Source organism: Arthrobacter globiformis (genome assembly GCF_030818015.1).
GTDB lineage: Bacteria > Actinomycetota > Actinomycetes > Actinomycetales > Micrococcaceae > Arthrobacter > Arthrobacter globiformis_C.
This window is the reverse complement of the sequence record NZ_JAUSZX010000001.1, coordinates 1,228,282-1,251,396: the sequence shown is the minus strand read 5'-3', so window position 1 is coordinate 1,251,396 and position 23,115 is coordinate 1,228,282. Positions and strand designations below refer to the sequence as shown.

22 protein-coding genes are annotated in these 23,115 nt (G+C 64.7%); 4 read left to right on the top strand and 18 right to left on the bottom strand.

Going from position 1 to position 23,115, the window contains the following annotated elements; genetic code table 11:
• Positions 1–32: 32 nt before the first annotated feature.
• On the top strand, positions 33–329 hold the full coding sequence (locus QFZ23_RS05835) for a hypothetical protein (RefSeq protein ID WP_306921216.1): 297 nt from the start codon (positions 33–35) through the stop codon (positions 327–329).
• Positions 330–353: 24 nt separating this feature from the next.
• Here the strand turns inward: QFZ23_RS05835 and QFZ23_RS05830 are convergent, their stop codons facing one another.
• From QFZ23_RS05830 to QFZ23_RS05775, 12 genes are all read right to left on the bottom strand, one after another.
• The gene (locus QFZ23_RS05830; RefSeq protein WP_373427922.1) at positions 354–1,133 is read right to left on the bottom strand and encodes a triose-phosphate isomerase family protein; all 780 of its coding nucleotides are present in this window, start codon (positions 1,131–1,133) and stop codon (positions 354–356) included.
• Between the two features lie 129 nt (positions 1,134–1,262).
• The gene (locus QFZ23_RS05825) at positions 1,263–2,660 is read right to left on the bottom strand and encodes an MFS transporter (protein ID WP_306921212.1); all 1,398 of its coding nucleotides are present in this window, start codon (positions 2,658–2,660) and stop codon (positions 1,263–1,265) included.
• A gap of 61 nt (positions 2,661–2,721) precedes the next feature.
• A complete protein-coding gene (locus tag QFZ23_RS05820) occupies positions 2,722–3,489 on the bottom strand; it encodes an SDR family NAD(P)-dependent oxidoreductase (protein ID WP_306921211.1) in 768 nt (255 codons plus the stop codon).
• 83 nt (positions 3,490–3,572) lie between these two features.
• Positions 3,573–4,541: a 3-hydroxyacyl-CoA dehydrogenase family protein gene (locus tag QFZ23_RS05815; RefSeq protein WP_306921210.1), complete on the bottom strand. Its 969-nt coding sequence runs from the start codon at positions 4,539–4,541 to the stop codon at positions 3,573–3,575.
• A 2-nt stretch (positions 4,542–4,543) separates the two neighbouring features.
• On the bottom strand, positions 4,544–5,026 hold the full coding sequence (locus QFZ23_RS05810) for a ribose-5-phosphate isomerase (protein ID WP_306921208.1): 483 nt from the start codon (positions 5,024–5,026) through the stop codon (positions 4,544–4,546).
• A complete protein-coding gene (gene dhaL, locus QFZ23_RS05805) occupies positions 5,023–6,798 on the bottom strand; it encodes a dihydroxyacetone kinase subunit DhaL (protein WP_306921206.1) in 1,776 nt (591 codons plus the stop codon). Before dhaL ends, QFZ23_RS05810 begins: the two co-directional genes overlap by 4 nt.
• Before the next feature lie 47 nt (positions 6,799–6,845).
• The gene (locus QFZ23_RS05800) at positions 6,846–7,841 is read right to left on the bottom strand and encodes a sugar phosphate isomerase/epimerase family protein (protein WP_306921204.1); all 996 of its coding nucleotides are present in this window, start codon (positions 7,839–7,841) and stop codon (positions 6,846–6,848) included.
• A gap of 213 nt (positions 7,842–8,054) precedes the next feature.
• Complete coding sequence (locus QFZ23_RS05795; protein WP_306921203.1) at positions 8,055–8,786, bottom strand: GntR family transcriptional regulator; 732 nt, start codon at positions 8,784–8,786, stop codon at positions 8,055–8,057.
• 470 nt (positions 8,787–9,256) lie between these two features.
• The gene (locus tag QFZ23_RS05790) at positions 9,257–10,330 is read right to left on the bottom strand and encodes an alkene reductase (RefSeq protein ID WP_306921200.1); all 1,074 of its coding nucleotides are present in this window, start codon (positions 10,328–10,330) and stop codon (positions 9,257–9,259) included.
• A 274-nt stretch (positions 10,331–10,604) separates the two neighbouring features.
• On the bottom strand, positions 10,605–10,982 hold the full coding sequence (locus QFZ23_RS05785) for a hypothetical protein (RefSeq protein WP_306921198.1): 378 nt from the start codon (positions 10,980–10,982) through the stop codon (positions 10,605–10,607).
• Positions 10,983–11,525: 543 nt separating this feature from the next.
• A complete protein-coding gene (locus QFZ23_RS05780; RefSeq protein ID WP_306921196.1) occupies positions 11,526–12,206 on the bottom strand; it encodes a DUF6318 family protein in 681 nt (226 codons plus the stop codon).
• Positions 12,207–12,426: 220 nt separating this feature from the next.
• On the bottom strand, positions 12,427–14,181 hold the full coding sequence (locus tag QFZ23_RS05775; RefSeq protein ID WP_306921194.1) for a purine-cytosine permease family protein: 1,755 nt from the start codon (positions 14,179–14,181) through the stop codon (positions 12,427–12,429).
• Between the two features lie 205 nt (positions 14,182–14,386).
• On the opposite strand from QFZ23_RS05775, the gene QFZ23_RS05770 reads away from it, so the two are divergent.
• Positions 14,387–14,821 (top strand): pyridoxamine 5'-phosphate oxidase family protein, encoded by a 435-nt coding sequence (locus tag QFZ23_RS05770; RefSeq protein ID WP_306921192.1) that lies wholly within the window; start codon positions 14,387–14,389, stop codon positions 14,819–14,821.
• Between the two features lie 26 nt (positions 14,822–14,847).
• Positions 14,848–15,282, top strand: coding sequence for a very short patch repair endonuclease (locus QFZ23_RS05765; protein WP_306921191.1), 435 nt, complete (start codon positions 14,848–14,850; stop codon positions 15,280–15,282).
• Between the two features lie 7 nt (positions 15,283–15,289).
• Here QFZ23_RS05765 and QFZ23_RS05760 read toward each other — a convergent pair whose 3' ends face one another.
• Complete coding sequence (locus QFZ23_RS05760; protein ID WP_306921189.1) at positions 15,290–16,045, bottom strand: response regulator transcription factor; 756 nt, start codon at positions 16,043–16,045, stop codon at positions 15,290–15,292.
• A 101-nt stretch (positions 16,046–16,146) separates the two neighbouring features.
• Between QFZ23_RS05760 and QFZ23_RS05755 the strand changes: the two genes are divergently transcribed.
• Positions 16,147–17,838, top strand: coding sequence for a sensor histidine kinase (locus tag QFZ23_RS05755; RefSeq protein ID WP_306921186.1), 1,692 nt, complete (start codon positions 16,147–16,149; stop codon positions 17,836–17,838).
• Positions 17,839–17,898: 60 nt separating this feature from the next.
• Here the strand turns inward: QFZ23_RS05755 and QFZ23_RS05750 are convergent, their stop codons facing one another.
• From QFZ23_RS05750 to QFZ23_RS05730, 5 genes are all read right to left on the bottom strand, one after another.
• Positions 17,899–18,447: a TetR/AcrR family transcriptional regulator gene (locus QFZ23_RS05750; RefSeq protein WP_306921184.1), complete on the bottom strand. Its 549-nt coding sequence runs from the start codon at positions 18,445–18,447 to the stop codon at positions 17,899–17,901.
• Between the two features lie 371 nt (positions 18,448–18,818).
• Positions 18,819–20,096 carry a 5-methylcytosine restriction system specificity protein McrC gene (locus tag QFZ23_RS05745; RefSeq protein ID WP_306926695.1) on the bottom strand — a complete coding sequence of 426 codons (1,278 nt, stop codon included), beginning with the start codon at positions 20,094–20,096 and terminating at the stop codon, positions 18,819–18,821.
• 25 nt (positions 20,097–20,121) lie between these two features.
• Positions 20,122–22,353 (bottom strand): McrB family protein, encoded by a 2,232-nt coding sequence (locus QFZ23_RS05740; protein WP_306921182.1) that lies wholly within the window; start codon positions 22,351–22,353, stop codon positions 20,122–20,124.
• Positions 22,354–22,407: 54 nt separating this feature from the next.
• Positions 22,408–22,683 (bottom strand): hypothetical protein, encoded by a 276-nt coding sequence (locus QFZ23_RS05735; RefSeq protein ID WP_306921180.1) that lies wholly within the window; start codon positions 22,681–22,683, stop codon positions 22,408–22,410.
• Between the two features lie 2 nt (positions 22,684–22,685).
• Entirely contained in the window at positions 22,686–23,114 is a 429-nt protein-coding gene (locus QFZ23_RS05730) for an acyl-CoA thioesterase (protein WP_306921178.1), read from the bottom strand.
• Position 23,115 lies beyond the last annotated feature (1 nt).

Genomic DNA, 23,115 nt, shown 5'->3' with positions numbered 1-23,115 from the left:
GCAGCGGGGGTCATCGACTTAGGCGGCGCATCATGCAGGAATTGCTCATCATTCTTCAGGACGGCTTCAACGACGATGAGGTCGCCATCACGGTCAACGGCAAGGAGGCCCGGTACGACCGCGATGTCACCACCCGGGAGCTGTTGGGCATGGCCGAGGAAGTCTCCGTTGAACTGCCAGCAAAAGGCGCAACAGTGGGGGTTGAAGTTACCAGCCGCAATCTCAGCGCGGAAATGAAGCTTCACGGCAGGCCACGGAGCCTCCTTGTGTCCATTGAGGACGGCGAGCTCGTGCTCAGCGAGGGGACGGGCCGGGAGGCGTTCCTTTAGTGGCGGCCTGCTAGGGTCAGCCGGCTAGGGGCGGGGAGCGCCCGACAGCGACAGCGCTTCGTCCAGAACTTTTCCGAAGTTCGCGGCGTCGTGCGCGAACCGGCCGAGGAACAGCCCCGACACCCCGGCCAGTGTGGGCAGCAGGCCGGGTTTCGCGGAGCCGCCATAAATCACGGGCGACCCCTGCAGGCCGTGGGCACCGAGCAACTCCCGCAGAATACGGACGACGGCGGACACGTACTCCGCGCTGGCGGGCTCGGCTGCTCCGATGGCCCAGACGGGTTCGTATGCGATGACCAGCCGGGCGGCGAGCCCCCAGTCGCCGCCGACCGCGGCCTCGATCTGTCCGTAGACGAACCGGGCGGCGCCTTCCGCGCCCGCAGTGCTGTCGGCGTCGGCTGCTCCGGTACTTGGGGTGGTCTCCGTGCCGTGCGACTCCTCCCCAACGCACAGCAGCGGGGTAACGGCGGCGTCGTCGGCCGCCCTGACCTTGAGTGCGATCATGGCGTCGTCCTCGCCGAAGTGCCGCCGCCGTTCGGCGTGCCCGATCTCCACGAGTCCCACGCCCAGCTCTGCGAGCAGCGACGGCGAGAGCTCACCCGTCCACGGGCCGTCGGCCCAGCCGCAGTTCTGGGCACCCAGGACCAGCGGCGACCCGGCAATGATCTCCCCTGCGGCCGGCAGCATCGGGAAGGACGGAATCACGAACGGAACCACCCGCCCGGCCGCGAGGGCCGGGCGGGCGTCCACCTGCTCTCGCAGTTCTTCCAGCCAGCGGAGGCTGTCCCCGTAGCCCAGGTACATCTTGGTGCTGACGCCGACAAGAATCGTGCCGGGGTCTTTGATGGCCTGGTTGAGCTGGGTCACGGGGTTTCCTGCCTTTGCTGGAGTACTCAGCGCTGGTGTTGCTGCGCTTCTGCGGTTTGTTGCTGACTACTTTTCCAGCAGTGCAGGATCTTGGGCAGTTTTCCCGGGCGCGCCGGTTTCGAGCAGGTCGTCAGCTTTGTTCTTGAACTTCCGGGTGCCGATCATCATGACCGCGGCGAGGAACGGCAGCACACCGAGTGCGTAGACGCCCATGGTGCCCGTGTCCGAGGCGGTGACCTGGTTGACGGTAGTCCGCAGGATCGGGGCCACGAAGCCGCCCAGGTTACCCAGCGAGTTGATGAGCCCAATGCCTGCCGCGGCGGCAGTTCCGGTGAGGAATGCCGTCGGATACGACCAGGCGATGGGGCCGATGGAGAGGAAGCTGCACACCGCGAGGGTGATGAACACGATGCCCAGCGCGGGCAGGTGGTTGGCGCCGGCCCAGGCGGAGCCGAAGATGCACAGGCCGGTGGAGATGAACAGCCCGGTGCCCCAGACCCGGCGGCGGATCACAGTGTTGGCAGCTTTGCCGATGAAATAGCAGGCGAAGATGCCGAAGAACCACGGGATGGCAGCCATGAGTCCGACGGCGAGACCCACCTTCTGGCCCGTCAGCTGGGCTACCTGCTGGGGCAGGTAGAAGGTCACGCCGTACACGGCGATCTGGAGGCAGAAGTAGATGACCGTGAAGTACCAGACGCGGCCGTTCTTCATGGCTGCGAGGACGCCGCGGGGGCCGGACTCTTCCTTGACGTTGTCCTCAAGGGCCATCACGTCCAGCAGCGCCTTCTTCTCGTCCTTGTTGAGGAACTTGGCGCCCTGCGGGCTATTGATCAGGAAGAAGAAGGCGGCGATGCCGGCCAGCACGGCGAGCATGCCCTCGACGAAGAACATGACCTGCCAGCCCTGGACGCCGGGAACCTGGTCGCCGATGTTGATCAGCCAGCCGGACAGCGGGGCGCCCATCATCTGGGAGAAGGGCTGTGCCAGGTAGAAGATGGCGAACATCTTGACGCGGACCTTGTTCGGGAACCAGGCGGCGAGGAACATGATGACGCCGGGGAAGAGGCCGGCCTCGGTCACGCCCAGCAGGAACCTCAGGATCACGAAGGAGGTCTCGTCCTGCACGAAGGCGAAGCAGGCGGAGACGATGCCCCAGGTGACCGCGATGCGAGCCAGCCACACCTTGGCGCCGAACTTGGTCAGGAGCAGGTTGCTGGGGATTTCGAACAGGGCGTAGCCGATGAAGAAGATGCCGGCGCCGAGTGCGTAGGCGCCCGCGCTGATGCCCTTGTCCGCTTCGAGTGCGGCCTCGGCGAAGCCCACATTGGTGCGGTCCAGGAAGGCCACGACGTAAAGGATGACGAGCATGGGCATGAGCCGGAAGGACGCCTTGGAAATGGCCGATTTGAGAACCGGCGAGTCCAGCAGCTCCTTCGTGGTGGATGGGTTGGTGACAGTCATTCAAACTCCTCTTTGAGTAAAAAGTGAGCAAATCAGGTGTCTGGGGTGAAAGGACTTTTTCCTAGTGCATGTAGAGGCCGCCATCCACATTCAGCGTCTGGCCGGAGATGTAACCGGCGTCCTCGCTGATGAGGAAAGCGATGGCTGCTGCGATGTCGCGGGTGGAACCAACCCTGTTGACCACGAGGTCCTTGACCAGTTCGTCCTTGCGTTCCTGGCTCAGGGTGCCGCCCATGATGTCGGTGTCGATGGGGCCGGGCGAAATAGCGTTGACCGTGATGTCGTACTCCCCCAGTTCACGGGCCGTGGAACGGGTCAGGCCGATCACGCCTGCCTTCGCCACCGAGTATGGGGTCTTGGAGAACGTCCCGCCGCCGCGCTGCGCGGAGACGGAGGAGATGTTCACGATGCGGCCGATCCGGTGCTTCGCCATGGATTCAGCCACACGGCGGGTGGTGTAGTGGACGCCATTGAGGTTGATGTTGAGCACGCGGTTCCACTCGGCTGCGTCGAGTTCCAGATACGGGACGGGCGAGCTGACGCCGGCGATGTTGGCGAGGGCCACGATCTGCGGCAGCTCCGCCTCGATGGAGTCGATCGCCGCGCGGACCGATGCCTCGTCCGCGACGTTCGCGCCCACGCCGTGGGCCTTCACGCCGTACTGGCTGGCGATCTCCTTGGCCGTGGCCTGGCAGAGGGCGTCGTCGAGGTCGATGATGCCGATGTTCCAGCCCTGCTCTGCCAGGTAGTTAACCGTGGCCCGGCCGATGCCGCGCTCCGAGACAGCACCGGTGACGATGGCCGTGCGCTCAGACGGAAAAGTGCTCATGGATGTGCTCCTAAGTGTTGAGTTTTGGGCATGGCGCAGCGGGACCGTGCCCGGCTGCGGGCAGGGTCCTTGCGGGGTGGAGATTAGTTGATCGGGGCCGGGCCGAGTTCCTCGATGAGCTTCTGCATCGCGACGTAGGCCTTGTTGCGGTAGGCGATCAGCTCGGGGGTGCGCTCGGCCGGAACATTCAGGAAGCCCGCACCGGTCTTGGTGCCGAGCTTGCCTGCCTCCACCAGGTCAGTGAGGATCTTCGGTGTGGCGAAGCGCTCCGGGAAGTCGGTCTGCAGCGACTTGTAGCAGAAGTTGTAGACGTCGAGGCCTGCCATGTCGGCGATGGCGAAGGGGCCGAAGAACGGCAACCGGAAGCCGAAGGTGGTGCGGACCAGGGTGTCCACGTCCTCCGCCGTCGCGATGCCCTGCTCCACCAGCTGCGCGGCCTCGTGGAAGAGCGCGTACTGCAGGCGGTTCAGGACGAAGCCGGTGACGTCCTTGACCACGGCCGTCTGCTTGTTGGCGGAGTGGACCAGGTCGCGGACAGCGGCAACCGTCTCGGTAGACGTGCCCTCGTGCGGGATGATCTCGACGCCGGGGATGAACGGCGACGGGTTGGAGAAGTGCACGCCAAGGAAGCGCTCCGGGTTGGCGACCGGCTGGGAGAGCTCTGCGATGGAGATCGTGGAGGTGTTGGAACCGATGATGGCGTCCGGCCGGGCGGCAGCGCTGATGCGGGCCAGCGTCTCGTGCTTGATGGCGATGACCTCGGGCACTGCCTCCTCGATGAAGTCGGCGTCAGCCACGGCTTCCTCGATGTCCTTCGCGGCCCAGAGGTTCTGCTTCAGGATTTCGGTGGATCCTTCGGGGAACAGTCCGTCCGCCACGAACTGGTCGGACTCGATGAGCAGGCGCTCGTAGTTCTTCTGCGCCACCTCGGCGGACACGTCAGCGAGAGCAACGCGCGCCCCGCCGAGGGCGAGGACCTGGGCGATGCCGCCGCCCATGTAGCCGGATCCGACGACGGCGAACTTGCGTGAGCTGGTGGGTGTTTCGGTCATGTTCAGTCGGCCTTCGTGTAGTCGGGTTCGTACGAGCAGATGGCATCCACCTTGGCGGCAGAGGACGAATTTTCATCGAAGCGGTGCTCCAGCCATTCGCCCACGAGCTTCTTGGCAAGTTCCAGCCCGATGACGCGCTGACCCATGGTGAGGACCTGGGCGTTGTTGCTGAGAACGGAGCGTTCCACGGAGTAGCTGTCGTGCGCCGTGACGGCGCGGATGCCGGGGACCTTGTTGGCGGCGATGGCCACGCCAAGGCCGGTGCCGCAGATCAGGAGTGCGCGGTCCGCTTGGCCTTCGGCCACCTTGCGGGCGGCTGCCACAGCCAGGTGCGGGTACGCGGTGGAGTCGTTGGCAGCGACGCCAATGTCCTCGACGGAGGCAACGCGGGGGTCCGCCTCCAGCAGGGCCTTCAGTGCTTCCTTGTACTCAACGCCGGCCTCATCGTTGCCGATGACAATGCGCCAGCCTTCTGTGTTGCTCATTCCATTGCTCCGTTTCCGGCCGTCGAGGCCATGTGGGACGCGGCCGGTGTTGAATCGGCCGCATCAGAGGCGAGGTAGGTGGCCACGCGCTCGGCAATCAGCCCGAAGGAGACTGCTCCGGGGTCCGGGTGGCCAAGGCTCTTTTCAGCCAGCGGGCGGGCGCGGCCCTTGAGGGGGCGCAGGTCCGCGGTCCGGCGGGCTGCTTCGTTTGCCGCGGCAGCGGCGGTGGTGAGGGCATCGGCCAGGGAGGCACCGCCGTCGAACGCCTCTTCGAACGCGGCCCGGAACGGCAGGAGGGCGTCAACCATGGTCTTGTCCCCCGGCTCCGCTTTGCCGAGTTCGGTGATGGCATTGCTGAAGGCGGACACCGCTGCGTTCGCGTCCCCGGCGGCGTAGGAATCCCGGTTGCCCAGCGCGAGGCCGGCGGCCATGACGGCCGTGCCCCACAGCGCACCCGAGGTCCCGCCGGCACGTTCGCTCCATGCCTCGCCTGCGGCGGTGAGCACACGTTCAACCGAGGCTCCCGCAGCGGCGTTCTGTTCACCGGCCGCGGCAGCCGCATCAACGCCACGGCGCATGCCGATGCCGTGGTCGCCGTCGCCGGCGATCGCGTCCAGGTCGCCGAGTTCCGATTCATGTTCGACGACGACGTCCCGCACTTGGGCGAGGACGGCGGCTGCCAGCCGGCCCAGGTTAGCGGACGCCGCGGTTGCCTTTTCGGTCTCCTCGTCGGCAGTGTCTTCGGCGCTGGAGAGTTCGCGGCGGGTGCGCGGCGCGGTGTTGCCCCTGCGGAAGGCAGGGGTGTCGGCCGGCGCGGCCCAGAACTGCTCGAGTTCGTCGTCGAGCCACAGCAGGGTGAGCGAGAGCCCGGACATGTCCAGGCTGGTAACGAGTTCGCCGCACTCCGGTTCCAGGACGGTCAGGTTGGCGGCGCTGAGGAGCTTTTCGACCTTGCCGAAGAGGAGGAACAGCTCGTCGTACTTGACCGTGCCCAGGCCATTGACGATGGCAACTACGCGGTCACCGGCGTCGTCCGGCTTGTCCTCGAGAAGCCGGGAGACCAGCAGCTCGGCGAGTTCGGACGCGGTGGGCATGGGGTGCTCGGAGATGCCCGGTTCGCCGTGGATTCCCAGGCCCAGCGACATCTGCCCGGCCGGGACGTGGAACAGCGGCTCGGACGCGCCGGGAAGGGTGCAGCCGTCGAAGGCGACACCCAGCGAACGCGTGCGATGGTTCGTCTTGATGGCGAGGCGCTCCACCTCGTCAAGGTTGAGGCCTGCTTCGGCCGCGGCGCCTGCGATCTTGAAGACCGTCAGGTCGCCGGCGATGCCGCGGCGCTTCTCGATCTGGTCCAGCGGGGCGCTGGCGATGTCGTCCGTGACCAGAACGGTGCGCGTCTCGATGCCTTCAGCGTTGAGCCGGAGCTGTGCCTGGCCGAAGTGCAGCACATCGCCGGCGTAGTTGCCGTAGCTCAGCAGCACACCGCCGCCCGCGTTTGCCGCCTTGGCCACGCGGTAGACCTGCCCGGCGGCCGGCGAGGCGAACATGTTGCCGCACGCGGAGCCGGCGGCCAAGCCCGGCCCGACCAGGCCGGCGAAGGCCGGGTAGTGTCCCGAGCCGCCGCCGATAACGAGTGCCACCTGGCCGGAGGTCATTTCCGTGGAGCGGACGACGCCGCCGTCGACGCGGACAACGTATCCGCGGTTGGCGGCCACGAAGCCGTCAAGCGCCTCGTCTGCGAAATCAGCGGGATTGTCGAAGATCAGGGTCATGGTTCCTCATTGAATCCGGGTTGGTTGGTCGGTTCTGGTGCGCTGTTTTAATGGGCGACGGCGGCGGGCTGCTGCCGCCCCTGCGCCACCTGGCTCTTGCCGAGGGCGTAGCCATCCTTCTTGGGCAGCACGTGGCGGCGCAGGTAGTCCTGGTTGCTGGCCGTCACGGAGAGGCCGTCGCCGCCGTAGTGCTCGGTGCAGATGATGCCTTGGTAGCCGACGGAGAGGGCAACCTTGAACGCCTCGCGGTAGTTAATAAGGCCGCTTTCCATGGGGGCAGGCATGGCAACATACATGTCGCGTGCCACGTCCTCGTCACGGATGTAGTTCTTCATGTGCCAATAGTTGGAGTACGGCAGGGTCTTGGCAACCATTTCCCGCCAGTCCTCGATGGGCCGGTGCAGGCGGATCAGGTTGCCGAGGTCCGGGTTGAGGCCGACGTTGGACAGGCCGATGTCCTGGACGAACTGCACGGACGAGTCCGCGGTACCGATGTAGGTGTCCTCGTACATCTCGAGCGAGAGCAGGACGCCCACCTCTGCGGCGTGCCGGCCAAGTTCCTGGAAACGCGCGACGGCGTTGTTCCAGGCTTCCTTGTCGCCGACCGGGTCCTTGTGGCCTTCGACGGTCCAGAACCAGAGCTGCTTCTGCTGTTCCGGGGTGATTGCCTGGTGCAGGCCGAAGGAGACAACTTCGCAGCCGAGTTCAGCGGCGGCGTCGATGGTGCGGTGGCTGTAGGCCAGGTTGTCCTCCCACTTGCCCTCTTCGATCACGCTCTGGCGGATGGCGGAGATGACCGGGATGCCGATGCCGACGCTCTCGGCGGTCTGCTTGAACTCGGTGAGGCGCTCTTTGCTGAGATCGCCGGGACGGACCCAGCTGTCGGTGAGGTCGGCGTTGGCGAAGCCGGCTTCCTTGACCTCCGTGAAGACTTCCGCCCAGGCGGAGGCGTCAGCGTCGTTGATGTGGGTGCCCTGGGCGTCGACGCCCGGGAACTGCAGCAGTGCCGCGGTGATGGGCCAGTTGTCGGCGGTGTAAGCCATGGTGTTCACTCCCTCGTGGAATCCTGTTTCCTATAGGATTTACTATCTGATAGGAGTTGTCAAGGTCACATCCCTTAGCCCCCCGGCCGTGATTGCCAGCCATCGAAGATCCTATAGAGATGATGCTTGCGTGTGAAGAGCCTCACGCTCGAGGCATCAAGTCATTGCATCTTCCACGCTACGCCTCCCGGTCGCTCATGCGCGCCGGGGCCGCTACTCCTCCGGGGCGTCCGCCATGGCGCGTTCGCGGACCTTCTGAATGTGGGCCGCCATGGCGGCTTCCGCCTTGCTGGGGTCACCGCTGGACAATGCGTCCAGGACCGACTGGTGCTCGGCGATGGCATTCTCGGCGTCGGTGATTCCCACGCCCCCGAAAAGCCGGAAGCGCTGAACCTGTCCGCCCAGTGCGGCGTAGGCGCCGACGAGGAACTGGTTGCCCGTCTGCTGGGCTATCAGCTGGTGGAAGCGCTCGTCGGCCTCGAGATAATCCTTGTACTCGGCAAAGGACGGACCGCGCGGTGCCGACTTCAGGTCAGTGACTGTTTGCTCAAGCTCGGCGAGGCGGTGCGGGTTCAGACGCGCGCAGGCAAGCCGGGCGTTGACGGGCTCGATCGCAAGGCGGGCCTCCATGAGATCCGCAAAGTCCTCCCGGGTAAACACCGGCGCAACGCTGTAGCCCTTGAGTGCCACCCTGCGGACCATGCCGGTGTGTTCCAGGCGAGCCAGTGCTTCACGTACAGGGGTCGGGGAAACGTCCAGCTCGCGGGCAGTTCCGTCAATGCTGACGGCGGCCCCGGGTTCCAGCCTGCCGTCCATGAGCGAAGCCAGCAGCTCCTCGTACACGTGGTCGGCCAGAACCTGGCGGCTGACAGTCCGGCCTCCCTTGCGTCCGGTCTGATCCTCGGGCCGGCTGCCGGCGCGGGTGCCGTTGGACGCTTTTTGCATGATCAGATCCTATAGGGGCGCCTCAGGGAAGGCCGCACCTACGTCCTTCAGATGACTCGTCCGCTCCGTCTTACCGCTGCCAGACTGAGAATGCGGAGGCGCCCCCGATGCCCAAAAGTATTGCCAGCAAGAATATGAAGAGCACGAGAAGGGCGCCAGGAATCTTTTCCCGCGGATTCATGCCACCACCATCGTGATCCAAAACGATGCGCAGCGGCGGGAGCATCTCCTGCACGCCGCACTCAAAGACGACACCTTCAGTGCGCTGTTCTTCATGGTGAGACCCGTCGGGTAGATGCTGAGTGGATTTCCTGCTGGACAAAACAGTGCAGGGGCGAACTCAGGACTCCATGCGACAAAGGGTCAAGATTCACTCAAGAAAAAACGCCCCATTAAGCCAAAGGAACCACCCGGCGAACGGGCGGTTCCATTGGCTACTTACCGGAGCCCGGAATGGGGCAGCGCGAGGGCTAGGCCGGCTGATACACGGGGTAGTCGGTGTAACCCTTCGCGCCCTCTCCGTAGAACGTGGACTGGTCCGGTTCGTTCAGCGGCAGGCCTTCGCGCCAGCGGCGGGCGAGGTCCGGGTTGGCGATGGCGGGCCGGCCCACCACGACGGCGTCAGCGTGGCCGTCGGCCACGAGTGACAGTGCTTCCTCGCGCGTGGTGATGAGGCCGAAGCCGGTGTTGACCAGGAACGTACCGTTGAAGCGGGATCGCAGGTCCTGCACCAGGTCACCGGTCGGGTCCGCGTGCAGGATGCTCAGGTAGGCCAGGTTGAGCGGAGCGATGGAGTTGACCAGCACCTCGTAGGTTGCCCGGACGTCGGCGGCGTCGGTCTCTTCGATGCCCTGGACGTTGTGCTCGGGCGAGATCCGGATGCCGACGCGGTTGGCACCCAGGGCCTCCACGACGGCGTTCACCGTCTCAATGACGAAGCGGGCGCGGTTTTCGGGCGAGCCGCCATAGCTGTCGGTGCGGACATTGGTGTTCGGCGCCAGGAACTCGTGGAGAAGGTATCCGTTGGCGGAGTGCAGCTCAACGCCGTCAAACCCTGCCTCTATGGCGTTGCGCGACGCCGTGACGATCTCCTCGCGGACGACGGGCAGCTCATCGATGGAGAGCTCGTGCGGGACGGGGTGCTGCTGTTTGCCGTTGTAGGTCCGCGTTTCACCATCGAGGGCAATGGCGCTGGGGGCCACGACGCGGTGGCCGCCGTTGATGTCCTCATGCGAGACGCGGCCGCCGTGCATGATCTGGGCAAAGATACGGCCGCCCTCGGCGTGGACTGCGTCGGTGACCTTCTTCCAGCCGGCGATCTGTTCTGGCGTTACCAGACCGGGCTGTCCCGGGTAGGAGCGGCCGGCCGGGCTGGGGTAGGTTCCCTCGCTGACGATCAGGCCGAGCGACGCGCGCTGGCGGTAGTGCTCCGCCACGAGCGGTCCAGGGACGCCCTCTTGGCCGGTTCGGACACGGGTCAGCGGTGCCATGACGAGGCGGTTGGGGAGTTCAAGCTCGCCGAGTGTCAGCGCGGAAAACAGCATGCGGAGTTCCTTTCAGAATGCATCAGGTTCACCAGCCGTAACTGCCTAGCGTGTGCAACTATTCCGGGTGTGGCTGAGTTCACCATGCTGAGTTAGGTAAGTCTTACGGCGGCACCCAAGTTGGGTGCCGCCGTCAGACTTTGCGAAGCGCGGCAGCTGCCGAGAGGATCCGCGGACTGGGCTCGGCATTCCCGTCAGACAGAAAATTGGGGGCGGGCCAGCGAAGAAACCAAAATTACAGGGCCTGCGGCATTGAGATGTGAATTCACGGCAGCTACCGTCCCTTCGTTGTTGACGCGGCAGGGCAGCCTTCACCGCGTGGATTGGTGATGCAATCGTCGGCATAATTGCGCGTGACCGAACGCCACACGCTCACCGTTTGGGGCGGCGAACTGAACTGGCCCTGGTTGGGGATGGGAAGGTCCGGCCCGCCGTTCACGGAGTAGGTTCCCTGGAAGTACGTGGTGAGGACTACGCTGAAGTCGCCGGTCGCGGCGTAGGCGTGGCTGGTCCGGGTCTTCTCACCCCACCGGTCCTGAGGGAGCGGGCCGCCCATGGTGGTCGTGGGCCCAAGCGACCTGCCGTCGCCGTAGTCCCAGCGGTACTGGACAGGTTTGGCGATGATGTGAACCTTCTGCCCGAGCATCGTCACGTCAAAGGACTGTTCCGATGACTCGGCGAAGAAGTTGGTTTCGGCGCCCCTCAGCGTATGGGGTCTCGGCTGTATACCTAGAGTGCCTGCGTTGACAGGAAGTTGCTCGAAACGACGCTGGATCTGGGCGGCGATCCTTCCGAGGACGTCACTTGGGTCCTCGGTATATACACAGCGGTCGGGCGATATCCGGCTCCAGACCGGTGGGCTTAATACCTTCAGCGACTCATACCAACGTACTGGGCGGCCATCCTTGCCATCGGTGCACTTGATCGAGGCCGCCAGGCACCCAATGTCAAAGTTGTTCTTGCCGTCATCCAGGCACAAATACTCGAACTTGTAGATTTTTGGGTCTTCTGGCAGCGACTGGGGCATATCTACCCAGCCGCCAGCACCGGGATCATACCGCCATACGCCTATCCCGCTGTCGTTCCACGAGAGATCAGAACCCCCATCGTTCGCATTTGAAATCGCTGGCGCCGAGATGGCGATGAACCCGGAGAGCGTTCCAGCAACAAATTGCCTCCAGTGAGATGACACGAACTAACCACCAAGTCGGTCTACGTTGAGGGCATGCCACTTACCCTTCACGTATTCGGCGATCATCAGATCACCCAGCACCCCGGATGGTGCCACCTTCTGGCCGACAGAGCCATCCGCGTTTCGAAGCGTTCCGGCCTCCTGCTCAGACTGAATTGCGACCTGGAGTTGGCCGGGGACCACTTCAACAAATTTGGACTGGGCAGCCTGCACCTTGATTGAGGCGCCTTCAACCCACCTACCACTCGAATTCCATTTCACAACTCCAGGAAAAATCTTGCCGCACATTGCGCACGAGGCACCGGTTATTGACCTGATTGGCGACAAGTCACCCGTCTCGAAACCGTAATTCAGCAAGGCAAACCAGTACTTCGCAAACGCCTCCAGCCCCTCTTTCGTGTTCTTGTCGGCCAGAGGCGGCTTGACCGGCACGGGGACGTTCTGCGCCCTCCCCTTGGCGTCAGCTGGCTTGTAGACGGGCTTCGGTTTGGCCGTGGCGGTGGAGCTTGGAGTGGCAGAAGCCGACCCCGAGGCGGACTGAGCTGGCGACGCGACGACCGAGGCAGTTGGACCGGCCTGAGGGTCGCCTCCGCCGCTGCAGCCGGTGAGCGCAAGGATGGACACAGCGACGGTGGAAATCACAGGCAGACGGAGGCGTTCAGAAATGCAGGTACGAGAAGTCATGCGCTAATCCCCCCGGATAGGTTTCAAGACATCTGTGTCCAAACAATGGTTAAAGGGTAACTGAGATCACACCTTTGGGCTCAAAGTTATCCACAGGCCCTTCAGCGCCCCAGCGAACCGAAGGGGTGCCACGACACAACACAAAGCGGGTCCGGTGAGAAACTCACCGGACCCGCTTCGGTCCCGATCACGGCGCCGACATCATCGCGCGGCCCGGGCATCACATCGCGCTACCTCGGGACTGCGCCGGCAGGACCAACTCCCCCGTCCTATCCGTCGACAAGGCGAGCGAGGAAACGTACTGGGGTTCGCCGTCGGGCCCGTCCTGGGCGGAACGCACCATGTCCGGGCGTTCGAACTCGATCCCGGTCACGTGGCAGAGCAGTTTTGCGTCGCTAGGGTTCCCGTCGTCGTCGAACATCGGCAGGTCAATGCCGTCATCGGTGCGGCGCAGGTAGTAGCTGCCCTTGGTCAGGACCGCCAGAGCGGGCGGCAGAACCAGCGCCAGGCCCACCGCGAAAATCGGCGAGTACGGCTGGATCACGGAACCAAAGGCACTGAAGAACACCGCGATGGACACTGCGGCCGAAACCAGCATGGACACAAATCCAACCGGGTTCACGGCGTGCAGCATGCCGCGCCGGAATTCGGGGGTCTTGGGTGAGATCTTCAACAGGTACTTGTTGATGGCAATGTCCGAGGCCACCGTGACCACCCAGGCCATGGCGCAGTTGGCATAGAAGCCCAGAATCGTGTTGAGGAAGTCGAACATGTTGGCTTCCATCAGGATCAAAGCGATCAGCAGGTTCACCGCAACGAACACCATCCGCCCGGGATAGGTCTTGGTCACGCGGGTGAAGCTGTTGGTCCACGCCAGCGAGCCGGAGTAGGCGTTGGTTACGTTGATCTTGATCTGGGAAATCACCACCAGCACCACGGCCAGGCTCATCGCCAGCCACGCCGGCATCATCTCCCCGTAGACGCCGAGGAACTGGTGCACCGGCTCATTCGCAGTGGCCGAGGCCGCAGGATCCAGCTTGGCGATCAGGTAGACGGCGATGAACATTCCCACGATCTGCTTGACCGCACCGAACAGCACCCACCCCGGCCCGGCAAGGATCACGGCCCGCCACCATGCCCCCTTGTTGTCGGCGGTCTTGGGCGGCATGAACCGCAGGTAGTCGATCTGCTCCGCGATCTGCGCCATCAGTGACAGGCAGACGCCTGCGGCAAGCATGACCGAGGCCAGGTTGGTTCCGGCAGCACCGGAATTCCCCGTGTAGGCGAAGAAGTCATCGATGCTGCCGGGGTGGGTCACCAGCAGGTAGCCGACCGGAACCACCATAAGGAGCAGCCACAGCGGCGTGGTCCACACCTGGAGTTTGGCCAGCGTGTTCATCCCGTAAATGACGAGCGGGATGATGATGACCGTGGAGGCGGCATAACCGAGCCATTGCGGAATGCCCAGCCCCAGTTCGAGGCCCTGCGCCATGATCGATCCCTCCAGCGCAAAGAAGATAAACGTGAAGGTCGCAAAGATCACGTTCGTCACCACGGAGCCGTAATAGCCGAAACCGGAGCCTCGGGTTATCAGATCCAAATCGATGTTGTAGCGGGCCGCATAATAGGCGAGCGGAAACCCCGTGGCGAAGATAATCACGGCGGCCACGACAATTCCGAGGATCGCATTCACCGTGCCATAGGCAATCCCGATATTCGCCCCGATCGAGAAATCAGCCAGGTAGGCAATTCCCCCCAGTGCACTCGTCGCGACCACGCCGGCGCTCCACTTGCGATAGGAACGCGGCGCGAACCTGAGCGTGTAATCCTCCAGGCTTTCCTTCGTGGCACTCAAGGCGTCCGCGTTGCCGGCCGCCCGTGGCCGCTTGGCCTCCAGCCCGACGGCGGCACGTTCGACGGCGGCACGGCCGCCCGGGCTATCCAACAGTTCGCTGTCCTTCAGGTCATTAGTCATGAGGCATCCGCTTTCGTCACAGGTTTGTCTTCGCCGACGGTAGTCACGCGGTGCGACAGCGCGGTTCCGGGGGTATTACAGCGGTGTAAAGAGTTCTACGCGTCCGTCAAACGGCCGCGCTATACCGTGGCGCGGCACCGCGCTTGCTGGGAAAATCAGTTCATACCCCTATCGTTTTTCTACAAGCTGTAGAAGAATGGAGCGCATGATGTTCAACCACGCCGACGGCGATCCCATCCTGGTCCTCGACGAAGAGCAGTGCTGGCAGCTTCTGGAGGACACCCAGCACGGCCGCCTGGTGGTAACCGTGGCGGGTGAGCCGGATATCTTCCCCGTCAACTACGTGACCAGCCGGCGGAAGCTGTACTTCCGCACAGCGCCGGGCAACAAGCTCGCCCAGGTGACAATCAATGACAGGGTTCTGTTCGAGACAGACGGCATCATGTCGGACCAGGCGTGGTCGGTGGTGCTCCGCGGTACGGCCCGTGTCCTGAGCAAGTCGGCGGAGATTGCCGAGGCCGAAGAGCTGGGGCTCGCGTCTTGGGTGCCCACGTTGAAGGACTTCTACGTGGAGATCGATCCCGGTTCCGTGAGCGGCCGGCACTTCCAGTTCGGCGAGCAGCCGGAGCGCGGTTTCTAGCAGAACTGCCGGCCTAGACTGGAAATATGGCGGACCGGCTGACACCTGAGCAGCGCAGCTGGAACATGTCCCGGATCCGGGGCAAGAACACCAAACCCGAGTTGCTGGTGCGCAGCCTCCTGCACGCCAAGGGCTACCGGTACCGCCTGCACGGCGCGTCGCGCGGCATCAAGCTGGCCGGCAACCCGGATCTCGTTTTCGCCGGTCGGCGCAAGGTCATCTTCGTCAACGGCTGCTTCTGGCATTTCCACGACTGCAAGGTGGGCCAGCACTCCCCCAAGGCCAACGCGGACTTTTGGGAAACGAAACGCTCCCGCACCCGGGACCGCGACGCCAGCCAGCGCCGTCAGCTTGAAAACGACGGTTGGGAAGTACTCACCGTCTGGGAGTGCGAACTCAGGGACCTGTCCGCCGTCGAAAAACAGCTGGAGCTGTTCCTCACAGCGGGCTCACCCAATTGAGCGTGGCTCAGTTCTCAGCCGGAGCCAGCCGGTACCCCACGCCGCGGACAGTCTGCAGCCAGCGCGGATTCTGCGCCGAATCGCCGAGTTTCTTGCGCAGGTTGCCCATGTGCACCTCAACGGACCGCTCGTCCGCCTCGCTAATGTAACTTCCGACGTCGTACGGTTCGTCCCGCAGCCGGCGCACCAGATCCGCTTTGGTACGGACCATGCGGCCCGCCTCGAGCAGGGCATGCAGCAGGTCGAACTCGGTGCGGGTCAGGCTCAGCTCCTGGCCGTCAACGGCCACAGTCCGGGAGTCGTAGCTCAAGTCCAGCCCGTTGTGGGTGTACTTGCGCCCCTCGTTCGCGGCGGCGCCAGGCGAGGCGGCCTCTTCGGCGAGATCCGGCGTCGAACGCGGACGCCGCATCATGGCCGCAACGCGGGCACGCAGCTCACGCGGACGGAACGGTTTGGTGAGGTAGTCGTCGGCGCCAGACTCAAGGCCGATCAGGGTGTCCAGCTCTTCTGCACGGGCAGTAAGCATGACAATGTAGGCGTCGGAGAACTGGCGGATCTGCCGGGCCACTTCGAAGCCGTCGATGTCCGGCAGTCCGAGGTCGAGCGTGATGACCGCCGGGTCCAGTTCCCTGGCGGCAAGAACGCCCTCGGCTCCGCTGCTTGCGGCGCGCACCTCAAAGCCGGCCTGCGTCAGAACAACGCGCACCAATTCGCGAATATCGTGGTCATCCTCAATGACCAGCCCCACGCGTGTATCACCCATCGCAGCCCCCTCAGCCCGCTACATCCCGTCTGCAGTATAGCTCCCGGCGGATATCCTGCTCCTATGCGTTTCTCACGCCCCGTCCAGATGGACCATCGCCCATGAGCAGTATCGCCTGGAAAGATCCCTCCGGCCGGATCCTGCTCTTCCGGCGACCCTTCCACGAGTATTCCCTGCGGGCCCGGGTTATGCTGAGCCAAATGCCGCTTTCCGTGACGGCGGGAATCGCAGCTTTTCTTATTCTGGCCTTCTTCCCTGAGACGCTGCTCAATCCCCTTTTCATCAGTTTCCTACTGTCGCAGGCAGTAATACTGATCCTTTGCTATGCCGTGCCCTGGCACCGGCTGCCCTTTCCCTCTTTCCTGGTAATACCCCTTTTGGACCTGGTCTCGATCTGCCTGGGCAGGGAAGGCGGGCAGGACAGCCTGACTGGACTGAGCCTCATGGCCGTTTTTCCGGTCATCTGGCTCTGCGCGTCCGGGCTGTTTCCCAGGGCCGCTGTGGCACTGTCCTTCTTCGGCCCCTTGGGGATCATCTGGGTGCCGCTGTTTCTCCGCGGCGCTGTCTCCGGCCAGGACCTGGTGCGCTCCCTCCTGCTGCCGGTGATGATGCTGGGCATCGGCGTCACCGTGTCCGTCATGACACTCAGCATGGTGCGGCAGCAGCGGGACCTCGAGGAGCAGCAGCGGGACCTCGAAGAAAAGGACTCCCAGCTCCGCGGCGTGCTGACCGGAAGCAAACGCCAGGAGCGCCTGCTGAACACGGTCCTGGACACGGTGCACCTGGGCGTCCTCGCCGTCGATGCGCAGGGCCATGACATCCTGATGAACCGCAAGCAGCGCAAGCATCACCAGCTGGCAACGCCGCCAACCATCGAGGACCCCAACGAATCCCAGCTGCTGGTGTTCGCCGCCGACCGGACCACCCTGGTCCCCGCCGACCAACGGCCGGTCCGGCGCGCGGTCCTCGGCGAGGAATTCACCGACTATCTGGTGTGGCTCGGAGCGGGCGTCGAACAACGCGCGATATCCACGAGCGCGAGGCCTATGAAGGATCAGGACGGGAATTTCGCCGGCTCCGTCATTGTGTTCAGCGACGTCACCGACCTGGTGAACGCCCTGGCTGCCAAGGACGATTTCGTCTCCAACGTCTCCCACGAATTCCGGACTCCACTCACTTCGATTCTTGGTTACGTCGAGCTTCTGTTGGACGACGACGACGACCTCACCGACTCCCAGCGCGGCCCCCTGGAAATCATCCGGCGGAACTCGGAACGGCTGCTCACGCTGGTCTCCGACCTGCTGTCGACCCGCAACGGCCAGCTGCTCGTCACCCCAGAGGCAGTTAATGTGGCAGAGCTCGTACGCAGCAGCGTCACCGCCGCCCTGCCGCGCGCCGCCGAATCGGGCATCCGCCTGCGCGCCGACGCACCGGAGAGACTTGAGGCCCACATCGATGCCGCGCGCATCTCCCAGGTGCTGGACAACCTCGTATCGAATGCCATCAAGTACTCGCCCGACGGTGGTGATGTGCTGGTGTCGCTGCGGTCCGAAGACGGCCACATGGTGTGCAGCGTGAGCGATACGGGAATGGGGATGAGCCAGCAGGACCAGGAGGATGTCTTCGCCAAGTTCTTCCGGTCCGCAGCCGTGCGCAATTCAACGATTCCCGGCGTCGGGCTGGGGCTGTCCATTAGCAAGGCGATTGTGGAAGCCCACGGGGGCCGCGTCTCACTCGCCAGCGAAGTGGGGAAAGGCACGACATTTACCTTTGCCGTGCCGGTGCAGACCTGACTTATCTGCCTCGCTTTGACCGCGGCAACCGTGGGGCAGCGTCGTTTGCCACGCGACCGGTTACGCCCGGTGGTTCTCGATCAGCCAGCCGGCCAGCTGCCGGGCGCGCTGGGCGGCATCCAGGTCACCTTCCGCCGCGGAGATAATGGAGCCCTTCATGAGGATGTGCCAGGAACGGGAGAAATCGTCGGTCCGCTGCAGCCCTGCCTCGTCCGCGAGCTGCTTCACGTGTCCGCGGATCTTGGCCAGGTAATCGATGCTGGCCCGCCCCAGCGGGTGCGTGGCGCCCATCTCCAGCAGCACGTTGATGAACGAGCAGGCTTCAAAGTCGGTGCGGTGGAACCAGTCGGTGAAGACGTCGAAGATGGCCAGCAGCTGCTGCTCGGGAGTGTCCGCCCTGCGCCGCGCCTCCCCCATGATGGCGTTGACAGTCCATACTTGGTCGCGCTTCTCGAGAAACGCCAGCACGAGCTCGTCCTTGGAAGCGAAGTGGCGGTAGAACGTGGCCTTTGCGACGCCGGAGCTGCGGATGAGTTCGTTGATGCCGACGTCCCGGACGCCGCGGCTGGCGAAAAGGTCATAGGCCGCGTCAACGATTCGTTCGCGCATTCTGGAAGCACCGGACGCCGCAATCTCCTCGCCATGCAACGGGTTTCCCGACATAAGGGGGTCACCCGGTGTGACGGCCGGCTGCGGTCCAGTCTGAAGCCCTCCGAAAGGCACTCTCCCGGCGCTCCACGGCTTAGAGCTGGGTACCTCTGCCATTACGAACAGTCTATCCCAAACGCCAAGACAGACCTGTCTGTCTTGGGATGCTGTTCTCACAGGTCAGTGCAATTTCTACTGGCCGGAACCTCGGCCCGTTCAGAGCCCTCGACATAGCGGGAGTCGATGTATCGAGCGGTCGTCATAACGGACTACATACGGTTGGAGGCTCTCAACTTGCCTCGCCCACACTGCCGGGTCTCGGATCCGCAGGACTAGCGCCCGAGGCTCGCCTGGCGCACCACTTCTCCCCAGGACTGCTCGGCAAGGTCGGCGACCGCGGCCAGGATCTCCGACGGCGGCCGGGAGAGATCCAGCGGAAACTCCACGATGTCGATGTCGGTGTTGAGGATCCGCCGCAGCTTCACCTCGCCCTCCCCCGCGTAGACCAGCCAGGCCGTGGGCACGCGCAAAGCCGTGCAGTAGGCCAGCATCTGGAAGTGGTCCCCGGACAGTGACGCGCCCTGGTCGCTGCCGGCCCGGTACTTGGCGTCGTATACCACCACCGGCCGGCCGCCCAGCAGATGCACGGCATCGGGCCGCACGGTCAACCGGTCCGAATCCCGGACGGCCTCGTTCAGCATTGCGTTGTACTGCAGCCTCATCTCCCCAGGAAACGCGGCCATGGCCCGGCGCAGCGCCGCGCCGACGAAGTCCTCGAAGACCTTGCCCATATCGACGACGAAGGACGCCGTCTGCTGCTTGCCCTCCCCCGCCTCCGCGGAAGCATTGCGCAGGATCACCTCGGAGAGCCTCAGCGCCGCGTCGTATCGGAGGTTCATCCGGCTGGCCCGCCACTGCGGAAGTGGAACGCCCGGGCGGAGCCGGGTGACGCCGTCGAGCTTTCCCTTCATCTGCCGCAGGCGGCTCAGCACATCCGGACGCACGCCAGGGACACGGGACATGCGGTCGAGGGCGGCACGCAGGATCCGGTTTTCCGGGATGTCCTCGGTGAACTCGTCGTAAGACACTTCCAAGGGCACGAGCATCCCCGGCCGGCGCGATATCTGGTCGGAAATGCGGATGCGGCCCTTGACCGTCCGGAGCGAGTCGTCGACAGTGACGTAACCCTGCAGGACACCACGCTGCAGGGCGCGTTCGGCGAGCTGCACCAGAGACGCCGCCAGTGCGCTCCACAGCTCGGCATCCTCGTCGGCCGCCACGGTGTCGTCGCGGAAGCCCTGGTCCCCGGCGTAGCTCAGCAGAAAGAGCAGCCGGCTCAGCCCGAGCCGGTCCTTGGGACGCACGTCGAGCTGCACCAGCGGAGTACGCACGGACCCCACCATGCCGACAGGTTCGATCCTGAAGAGTCCCATGCCCATGGGCGTCGCCTTGGCCAGGCCGCTGGAGTTCAGGAAGGCGGCGCTGTCCGGGTCGAGCTTCTCCACAGTGCCGCCGGAGAGCTCGTCCAAGACGATGTGCCGCAGTGCCTGGGCCGAACCGCGGCTCCCGCCGGTCGCGGAACCGGCCGGGCGCGCGGAGCCCGCCGCCATAGTGGACACACCGAAGCCGGCCGGGCTAGCGAGCCGCAAGGCGTCCCAGCAGCTGGTCCAGCCCGAAGCGCTCTTCGAGCTGGGCCCGGTTCAGCTGGCCGTGGTAGTGCTCCTCCAGCAGCGGCATGAGCTCGTACTTCCAGATGCGGCGGAGGCCGGCGGGGGTCTGGGCGGCTTTCTTCATGAAGTAGGACGGCCCGATCATGAGGTCGCGGTCCCATTCGTCGATGGCCTGGTTGAGCGCGTCCAGCAGCAGTGCCGGCGTGGTGTCCAGCTGCCGGGCCTCCAGGAACCTCAACAGCGATCCCTTCACCGGCTCGGTCTGCGGGTGCAGTTCGATGAACGCGAAGCGGCGGCGGATGGCGGCGTCCATCATCGCGATGGAGCGGTCCGCGGTGTTCATGGTGCCGATGATGTACAGGTTGTCCGGGAGCGTGAACGGCTCGTTGGGGCTGTACTGCAGGTAGATCCGGTCATCGCGGTATTCCAGCAGGAAGTACAGCTCACCGAACACCTTGGCGAGGTTGGCGCGGTTCATCTCGTCGATGATCAGGAAGTACGGCTTGGACTCGTTGCCCGGTTTCGCCGCCTCCTCCGCCAGCCGGCGCAGTGGGCCGGCCACGAGCTTGAAGGAGACCTGGCCCTCGTCGGTCTTGTCCGGCCGGTACCCTTCGAAGAAGTCCTCGTAGGCGTAGGACGGATGGAACTGGACGAGCTTCACCCGCTCGTCGGCGCTGTCCTGCGCCAGTTCGGCGGCGAGGTGCTTGGCGAGGTAGGTCTTGCCGGTTCCCGGCGGGCCATACAGCACCAGCTGCCGGTTCTCCTCGAGCAGATCGGCGATCTCCTGCAGCGGCTCCACCTCCATGTGGAGGGAGTCCGCGAACTCGCGCGTTACCGGACGGAAGCCGCCCAGCACGGGGAGGGCGACGGTGGCCGGCGACGCATCGGCGTCGGGCTCGGTTTCCGCCTCGGCGGGCACCAGCGCCTGCAGCGCCTGCACCACCCGGGTGACGTCGACGACGATGCCCGGCGTGGCCAGCTGGCGCTGGATGTGGCGCGGCAGGTCAGTCACGGCATGGGCTTCGTCGAACCAGCGCACCTTGCGGCGCATCCGCCGGTTGTCCCCGTTGTGGTCCGGCTCCCCAAGCACGACGCCGATCCGGACGGCCCCGGCGTTCTGGTACAGCGCGAGGTCCCCGGGTTTCATCACGGTGAGGAAGGCGAAGACGGCGGTCTTGGTGTCCTCCCGCTCCACGTAGCCGAGGTGCTTGTAGTCCTCATCGACGGCGTGCTGAACCACCCCGGCCGTAACGCCGGCGTCGAGCAGGCGGAGGTGTTCGACGTCGAGCGTCACCTTCTCCTCTGCCTGCCAGGCAGCCAGGAGTTCGGCGTTGTCGTGGTGGGTGCGCAGCAGCCAGGCGCGGCGGCCCGGGTCCCCGACCTTCCGCCACTGGCTCACAAGCTGCCGGGCGTACCAGTCGATCCGCTGGCCGGCCTGCTCATCCAGGTGCAGGCGGATACGGCGGATGTCAGCGGTGATTTCCTCCTCGCTGTCCCCCTTTGCGCCGCCGACGAGGGAGGCGAAGGCGTCTCTGATCTCCTGGCGTTCGATGTCCGCCACCACCGGCTCGAAGTAGCTGGGCCAGGCGAGGTATTCGATGCTGCGCCGGATGGCCGGCTGGTCATCGGGCGTTCCCGCCGCGAGCAGGTGGAATGCCAGCGGATCCTTCAGGGCCTTGCCGATTTCGGCCGTGGACTGCCGGTCGACGTGCTGGACGAACCGGCAGAGCCATTTCAGGTGGTCCCAGATGGTCCAGTTGAATTCGGCAGTCCTGTCGCGGATGACGCCATGGTCGGTCATGCCCTTGTAGAGCTCCTCCGGGAGCTCCAGGGGCGGCTCCAGCCAGGACGCCGCCTCGGCGACCCGCGCCCGCTTAACCTTGAGCGACTTGACCTCGTGCGCCAGCGGCAAGGACTGCAGGAAGAGGAGCTCCACGGCCAACTGTTTTGCCGAAGGGGACGCGTCCGCCAGGTTGTGCCGCAGGTTGGTCATCATGGGCGCCTTGGCGTCCGCGACTCCCCGCTCAAGCCGTTCCAGCAGTTCCGCCGCGGCCTCCGCCGTCCACGTCTGCGTACGGCCGTCCAGCGCCGACGGCCTGCCCTGCAGCCCGGCGCCGAGCACAAACCACGCGGCGTCCTCGATCTCTTTGGAGATTCCGAGGGCGCGGTGCATGGCAGGCTTTGGGGCGGGGGTCATGCCTTCAAATTTACAGGGTTAACCTGAGCGCCAGCACCATGCCGGGCCAGAAAGCTACTTCCGGGTAACCTCGGGCGGCCGCTTCCGGCCGAAGGCGAAATAGCAGCCCGGGCCGATGAAGTTGACCAGGGTGGCCAGCCGCCAAAACATCTTGGAGCCACGGATCTGCTCGGCGGGACGGCGCGAAAGGTCACGCTGGGCGGCGGCGAGAAAAGCTAGCTGCGCGGTTCCGATCATGATCGTGCCGATGCGGGCAGCAGGCGGAAGTTCCTTCCAGGACTTGTTTTTCTTCCAGGCCGCTTTTTTCGTTCTCAGGTTCCTGGTTCCCACGGTCAATGCTCCTTGCGCTCTTGGAAGGGCTCCAGCAGCTGCTTCTGCTTCGGAGTCAGCCGCAGCACCCTTCCGGTGGCTTCATCGACGAAGGCTAAATGGCTTGAGGCCTTCACACAATCGTCGCCAGTCACGGGGTCCTGCACAAGGTAGTGAATGTCGAAGCTCGCACCCTTGACGGCGCCGATCCACACTTGGACCGCCGCCGGAACGTTCCGGTATTCGAGGGTCTTTACGTACCTGATGCGGTGGTCCACCACGAGCGCCATGGTGCCCGTGGGAACGTCGTTGAACAACGACACGTGAGGATCGATCCCGGGCAGTCCGGCACCGGCGGGCGGGCCGAAGGCGGCGATGCGCGCCTCCTCCAGCATGCGGACGATCTCCACGTTGTTGATGTGCCCGTAGGCGTCCATGTCCCCCCAGCGCATG